This window comes from Aestuariivirga sp. (genome assembly GCF_044239095.1).
Taxonomy (GTDB): domain Bacteria; phylum Pseudomonadota; class Alphaproteobacteria; order Rhizobiales; family Aestuariivirgaceae; genus Aestuariivirga.
In genome coordinates this window covers 1-5357 of the sequence record NZ_JBIICB010000285.1, presented here as the reverse complement: position 1 = coordinate 5357, position 5357 = coordinate 1, and the positions used below count along the sequence as shown (strand labels likewise).

Annotated in this window: 6 protein-coding genes; 3 read left to right on the top strand and 3 right to left on the bottom strand. The window is 64.0% G+C overall.

The features are described 5' to 3' along the window. Positions 1 to 163: 163 nt before the first annotated feature. Complete coding sequence (locus ACILRA_RS19240) at positions 164 to 373, bottom strand: dodecin family protein (protein WP_395663673.1); 210 nt, start codon at positions 371 to 373, stop codon at positions 164 to 166. 103 nt (positions 374 to 476) lie between these two features. Between ACILRA_RS19240 and ACILRA_RS19235 the strand changes: the two genes are divergently transcribed. Continuing rightward, the gene (locus ACILRA_RS19235; RefSeq protein ID WP_395663672.1) at positions 477 to 893 is read left to right on the top strand and encodes a DUF1489 family protein; all 417 of its coding nucleotides are present in this window, start codon (positions 477 to 479) and stop codon (positions 891 to 893) included. Continuing rightward, complete coding sequence (locus ACILRA_RS19230; protein ID WP_395663671.1) at positions 890 to 1342, top strand: GNAT family N-acetyltransferase; 453 nt, start codon at positions 890 to 892, stop codon at positions 1340 to 1342. The genes ACILRA_RS19235 and ACILRA_RS19230 overlap by 4 nt, the downstream gene beginning before the upstream one ends. Before the next feature lie 8 nt (positions 1343 to 1350). Here ACILRA_RS19230 and panC read toward each other — a convergent pair whose 3' ends face one another. After that, entirely contained in the window at positions 1351 to 2193 is an 843-nt protein-coding gene (gene panC / locus ACILRA_RS19225; protein ID WP_395663670.1) for a pantoate--beta-alanine ligase, read from the bottom strand. Then, positions 2190 to 2663, bottom strand: coding sequence for an Lrp/AsnC family transcriptional regulator (locus tag ACILRA_RS19220; RefSeq protein WP_395663669.1), 474 nt, complete (start codon positions 2661 to 2663; stop codon positions 2190 to 2192). Before ACILRA_RS19220 ends, panC begins: the two co-directional genes overlap by 4 nt. Positions 2664 to 2803: 140 nt before the next feature. Between ACILRA_RS19220 and putA the strand changes: the two genes are divergently transcribed. Beyond that, the coding region (gene putA, locus ACILRA_RS19215) for a bifunctional proline dehydrogenase/L-glutamate gamma-semialdehyde dehydrogenase PutA (protein WP_395663668.1) at positions 2804 to 5357 on the top strand (2554 nt) is incomplete at its 3' end.

Below are 5357 nucleotides of genomic sequence, written 5' to 3'. Positions count from 1 at the left end.
GATATCATCGCAGCTCGGAACCGTGGGTTCCAAACGTTGGAGTCAATCCACTAGAGCATGATCCGCAAAAGTGGAAACCACTTTTGCGGCAAGATCATGCTCAAGCAATTGATCTTGCGCGAGTTCTTTTCGACCAGGTGATTCCACCTGGTCGGAACACGCGCTAGCCGTTCAGCAGGAAGGTGACCTTCATGTTGACCCGCCACTCGGCGATCTTGCCGTTCTTGACCACGCATTTGATGTCCTGAACCCAGGCGCCCTCGACATGGTCGAGTGTGGCGTCGGCGCGCCTGATGCCGTTTTCCACGGCGTCCTCGATGCTTTTCGAGGAGGATGCGGTGAGTTCGATGACCTTGGCGACGGAATCGGACATGCGGGTCTCCTTTTCGGCATGGCTGGGGAAAACGAGGCACTTGGGATTTCCAAGCGCGGTCAGACTATCCTATGAGAAGCCGGTCTCTGCAACTCCGGGTGCCATGCCTCTCAACCTGCTCAAGCTCTGTGTCGGCGTCAGCGAAATCGAGGAGCTCGAATCCTGGGTGAAGGACTGCCGCCATGGCCGCGATACGCTGGACCATGTGACCCGCATGTTCCCCAAGCGGAAGGATGAAATCCTGCCCGGCGGCTCGCTCTATTGGGTGATGCGCGGCATGATCCTGTGCCGCCAGCCGATCGCCGCGCTCGACGAGGTGACGGGGGCCGACGGCATCGCGCGCTGCCGCATCGTGTTCAAGCCTCAGGTCATCCCCGTGCGGCCCGTGCCCAAGCGCGCCTTCCAGGGCTGGCGTTATCTGGAGGAGTCCGATTCTCCGCCAGACCTGCCGAAATCCGCCAAGGTCGATGGCATGCCGGATAAGATGCGGCGTGACCTTTCTGAATTGGGGTTGCTGTGAAGGTCAGGCGTCTTTTGCCTGGTGAGGACCCGGGCAGCGCGATCATCCTGCTGCAGCGCTTCTTCCGTGAAGAGGGCTTCGAGACGCCGGACGCGGCGATCGCCGCCAACGCCCGCCGCATGCTCGACGTCGCGGCCTGCGCGATCCTGCTCGCGGAGGCGGAGGGACAGGCCATCGGTGTTGCGACCGTCTCCATGGAATTCGGCATCGAGTATGGCTGGTCGGCTGAACTGGGCGATCTCTATATCGTTCCCGAATGGCGCGGCCGCGGCGTCGCACGCGCGCTGGTGACGGCGGCGGAACAGTATCTGCGCGAGCAAGGTGCGGCAGGCTACCAGGTTACGGTCACGCCCGCCGGAGAGGGCCAACACGGCCTGCGCGCCTTCTATCGCGCGCTCGGATTTGCGGAAGAGGGGCGGGAGATTTTGTTTCGCAAACTCCAGGAATAGGTCTTCTCCTAGACGGGAATGTTGTCGATGAGGCGCGTCTTGCCCGCCCAGGCGGCGGCGATGAGGCGGAGCGGTTCGTTTGCGTCCTTCGGCAGCAACAGCGTCTCCGCATTGCGGGCGGCGACGTAATCGACCTTGAAGCCGAGGGAGGACAGCTTGCGCGCCGCGGCACGTGCGGCGGCTTGCGGGTTCATGCCGGACCGGATGCGCTCTGCGGCATTGGTCAGGTTCCGGTAGATGGCGAGGGCCTGCTGGCGTTCTGCGGCTGAGAGGTAGACGTTGCGCGATGACTTGGCCAATCCATCCGCCTCGCGCACGGTGGGAATGCCCACGACCTCGATGGGGATGTCGAGGTCCTTCGCCATGCGGGTGACGACCTTGAGCTGCTGATAGTCCTTCTCGCCGAACATGGCGTAATCCGCGCCCGTCTGGATGAAGAGCTTGGCAACCACGGTGGCGACGCCATCGAAGAAGTGCGGGCGGAACTTGTCTTCGAGCCCGGCCTTGGCAGGGCCCGTCAGCGATACGGTGGTGGCGAAGCCTTGTGGATAGATGTCCTCCGGAGATGGCAGGTAGATCGCGTGGCATCCGGCCTTGCCGAGCTTGGCGGCGTCGCCTTCCTCGTCGCGCGGGTATTTGCCGAGGTCTTCATGCGCGGCGAATTGCTTGGGGTTGACGAAGATGGTGGTGATCACGCGGTCAGCGCGCTTCAGGCCCTGGGTGACGAGTTCCGTGTGGCCGGAATGGATGGCGCCCATGGTCGGCACCACGGCATAGCTCAAGCCCTGGGCGCGCCAGCGGGCGGTTTCGCGGCGGAGTGCGGCGAGGGTGCGGAGGCGTTTCGGTTTCATGGGCGGGCCCGGCTGACGTCAAGGAACGGCTCTTCCTTTACTTCCTCCATCACGAAATATGAATGGGTGCTCTCCACCATCGGCAGCGCCCCCAGCTTGCCGCCGAGAATGTCCCGGTATTCGCCCATGTCGCGCACGCGGATCTTCAGGAGATAGTCGAAGCCGCCGCCCACCATGTGGCATTCGAGGATCTGCTTCACCGGCTTCACCGCGGCGTTGAAGGCGCGGAGCGTCTTCTCATCCGTGGACTTGAGGCTTACCGTGACGAAGACCATCAGCCCATGGCCCAAGGTGCGGGGCGCGAGATGGGCGTGGTAGCCGGTGATGATTCCCTGCTGCTCCATGCGCCGGATCCTGAGCGTGCAGGGGGTGGGGGAGAGGTGAACGCGCCTCGCGAGTTCCACCACGGGCATCCGGGCATTCTCCTGCAGGGCAGCGAGGATGGCCAGATCAGTGGCGTCAAGATTCACTACAGATAATGATGATTCTGGCATGAAATCCCTGCAAAAGTCCAAAAACAACAGAAATCAACCATAGCAGACCCGCAGTTTGGTGAGAAGCACCGTACGCTTTGTGGCACAAGATCCGTCATCATCCAGGAGGTCCGCCCATGACTGCATTGCCCAGCCGCTCCGCCATTGCCGCCCGCTTGTTTGCCGATGAAACCGCCACTGTGCGGGCACTCGCCGCCGAGGCGGCACTGTCCGCCGATGACCAGAAGCGCGTGGCGGAACTGGCCAGGCAGCTCGTGGCGGCGGTCAGGGCAGGGCGCACGAAGCAGGGCGGCATCGATGCCTTCATGCAGGAATACTCGCTCTCCTCCGAAGAAGGCGTGGTGCTGATGTGCCTGGCCGAGGCGCTGCTCAGGATTCCCGATGCCGAGACCGCCGACAAGCTGATCGCCGACAAAGTGGGCGGCAAGGATTGGGAAAGCCATCTTGGCCAGTCCGACTCGCTCTTCGTCAATGCCTCCGCCTGGGGGCTGATGCTGACGGGGCGCTTCGTGGACCTTGGAAAGATGGCGCTGGGCGATGTGGGCTCCTACCTCAAGAAGCTGGTGACGCGCTCGGGCGAGCCCATCATCCGCAATGCCATGAAGCAGGCCATGCGCATCATGGGCAAACAGTTCGTGCTGGGGCGGACGATTGACGAGGCGATGTCAATCGCCGCACCGCTGGAAGCGGAGGGCTACCGCTTTTCCTATGACATGCTGGGCGAAGCCGCCTTCACCATGGAGGATGCCGGGCGCTACCTCGCCTCCTATCGCAATGCGCTGAAGACGCTGGGGACCAAGACCAGGGGGGCTGACATCTTCGCGCGTGCCTCGATCTCGGTGAAGCTCTCCGCCCTTCACCCGCGCTATGAGGAAAAGCAGGAGGCTCGCGTGATGGCGGAGCTTCTGCCGCGCGTGGCCGATCTCGCTGTGGAGGCCAAGGCGCTGAATGTGGGCCTCACCATCGATGCGGAGGAGGTGAACCGGCTCGACCTGTCGCTCGAACTCTTCGGCAGGCTGGCGCAGGATGAGCGGCTCAAGGGCTGGAACGGCCTGGGGCTTGCGGTGCAGGCCTATTCGAAGCGGGCCAAGCCGGTGCTGGAGTGGCTGGCGAAATGCGCGGAGGAGACGGATCGCGTGATCCCCGTGCGGCTCGTCAAGGGCGCCTATTGGGACACGGAAGTGAAGCGCACGCAGGAGCAGGGCTTCGAGGCCTATCCGCTGTTCACCCGCAAGGTTTCGACCGATGTCAGCTACCTGGCCTGCGCGCGCTTCCTGCTGGCCCGGCGGGATGTGTTCTATCCGCAATTCGCCACGCACAATGCGCATTCGCTTGCGGCGATCTCGGTGATGGCGGGCAATGACCGCCGCTTCGAGTTCCAGCGCCTGCATGGCATGGGGCAGGCGCTTTATGAGCAGGTCGTGGGCAAGGACAAGCTGAACCAGCCCTGCCGCATCTATGCGCCGGTGGGGAGCCATGAGGACCTGCTGGCCTATCTGGTGCGGCGCCTTTTGGAGAATGGCGCCAACACCTCCTTCGTCAACCGCCTGGCCGATGATGAGGCGCCGATTGCCGACATCATCGCGGACCCGGTGGTGGAGGTGGCCAAGCTTGCGGAGATCCCGCACCCGAAGATTCCGTTGCCGCGCAACCTGTTTCAGGGCCGCGCGAACTCCCGTGGGATGGCGCTGTGGGATGACGCCACCAGGGATGGGCTCGTCTCCGGCATGACCGCGGCCTTGCGTGCGCCCGTGGAGGCCGCCGCACTGGTGGATGGCATGGCGCTGAAGAGCACACAGATGCGGACCATCACCTCACCCGCTGACCGTTCCGTTCCTGTGGGAAGCGTGTGGGAGGCCGATGAGACCGCCGTGGCACGGGCCATGGTAAGCGCGTCCGCCGCGCAGGGCGATTGGGACCTGATGCGGGGCGCTGCGCGCGCAGCAATGCTTGAGAGGGCGGCGGATCTTTATGAAGCCGCGACGGTGCGGCTTTCCGCCCTGCTCGTGCGCGAGGCGGGCAAGACCATGGAGAATGCCATTGCGGATATCCGCGAGGCTGTCGACTTCCTGCGCTTCTATGCTGCCCAAGCGCGGGCGGAGTTCGAAAGCCCCATGCTGCTGCCGGGGCCCACGGGCGAGCGGAACGAAATGTCGCTGCACGGGCGCGGCGTTTTCGCCTGCATCGCGCCGTGGAATTTTCCGCTGGCGATTTTCTCAGGTCAGGTGGCGGCCGCACTTGCTGCTGGCAATACCGTTGTGGCGAAGCCCGCCGAGCAGACGCCGCTTGTGGCCTTCGAAGCGGTGAAGCTGCTGCACGAAGCGGGCATTCCGAAGACTGTGCTGCAGTTCCTGCCCGGTGACGGCGCGCGCATCGGCAAGGTGCTGCTGGCGCATCCGGCCCTGTCGGGCGTGGCCTTCACCGGCTCGAACGAGACGGCGGCGATCATCAACCGGGCGCTGGCGGCGCGCGATGGCGCCATCCCCGCGCTCATCGCCGAGACGGGCGGCATGAATGCGATGATCGTCGATTCCTCCGCCCTCCCCGAACAGGCGGTGCGTGACGTGCTGGCCTCCGCCTTTGACAGCGCAGGCCAGCGTTGCTCGGCCGCACGGCTGTTGTTCGTGCAGGAGGATGTGGCAGACCGCGTCATCACCATGCTGAAAGGTG

Excerpts from the sequence above, each read along its gene's own strand:
- panC (WP_395663670.1), bottom strand. The coding sequence starts at position 2,193 with ATGAAACCGAAACGCCTCCGCACCCTCGCCGCACTCCGCCGCGAAACC.
- ACILRA_RS19235 (WP_395663672.1), top strand. The coding sequence starts at position 477 with ATGCCTCTCAACCTGCTCAAGCTCTGTGTCGGCGTCAGCGAAATCGAG.
- ACILRA_RS19240 (WP_395663673.1), bottom strand. The coding sequence starts at position 373 with ATGTCCGATTCCGTCGCCAAGGTCATCGAACTCACCGCATCCTCCTCG.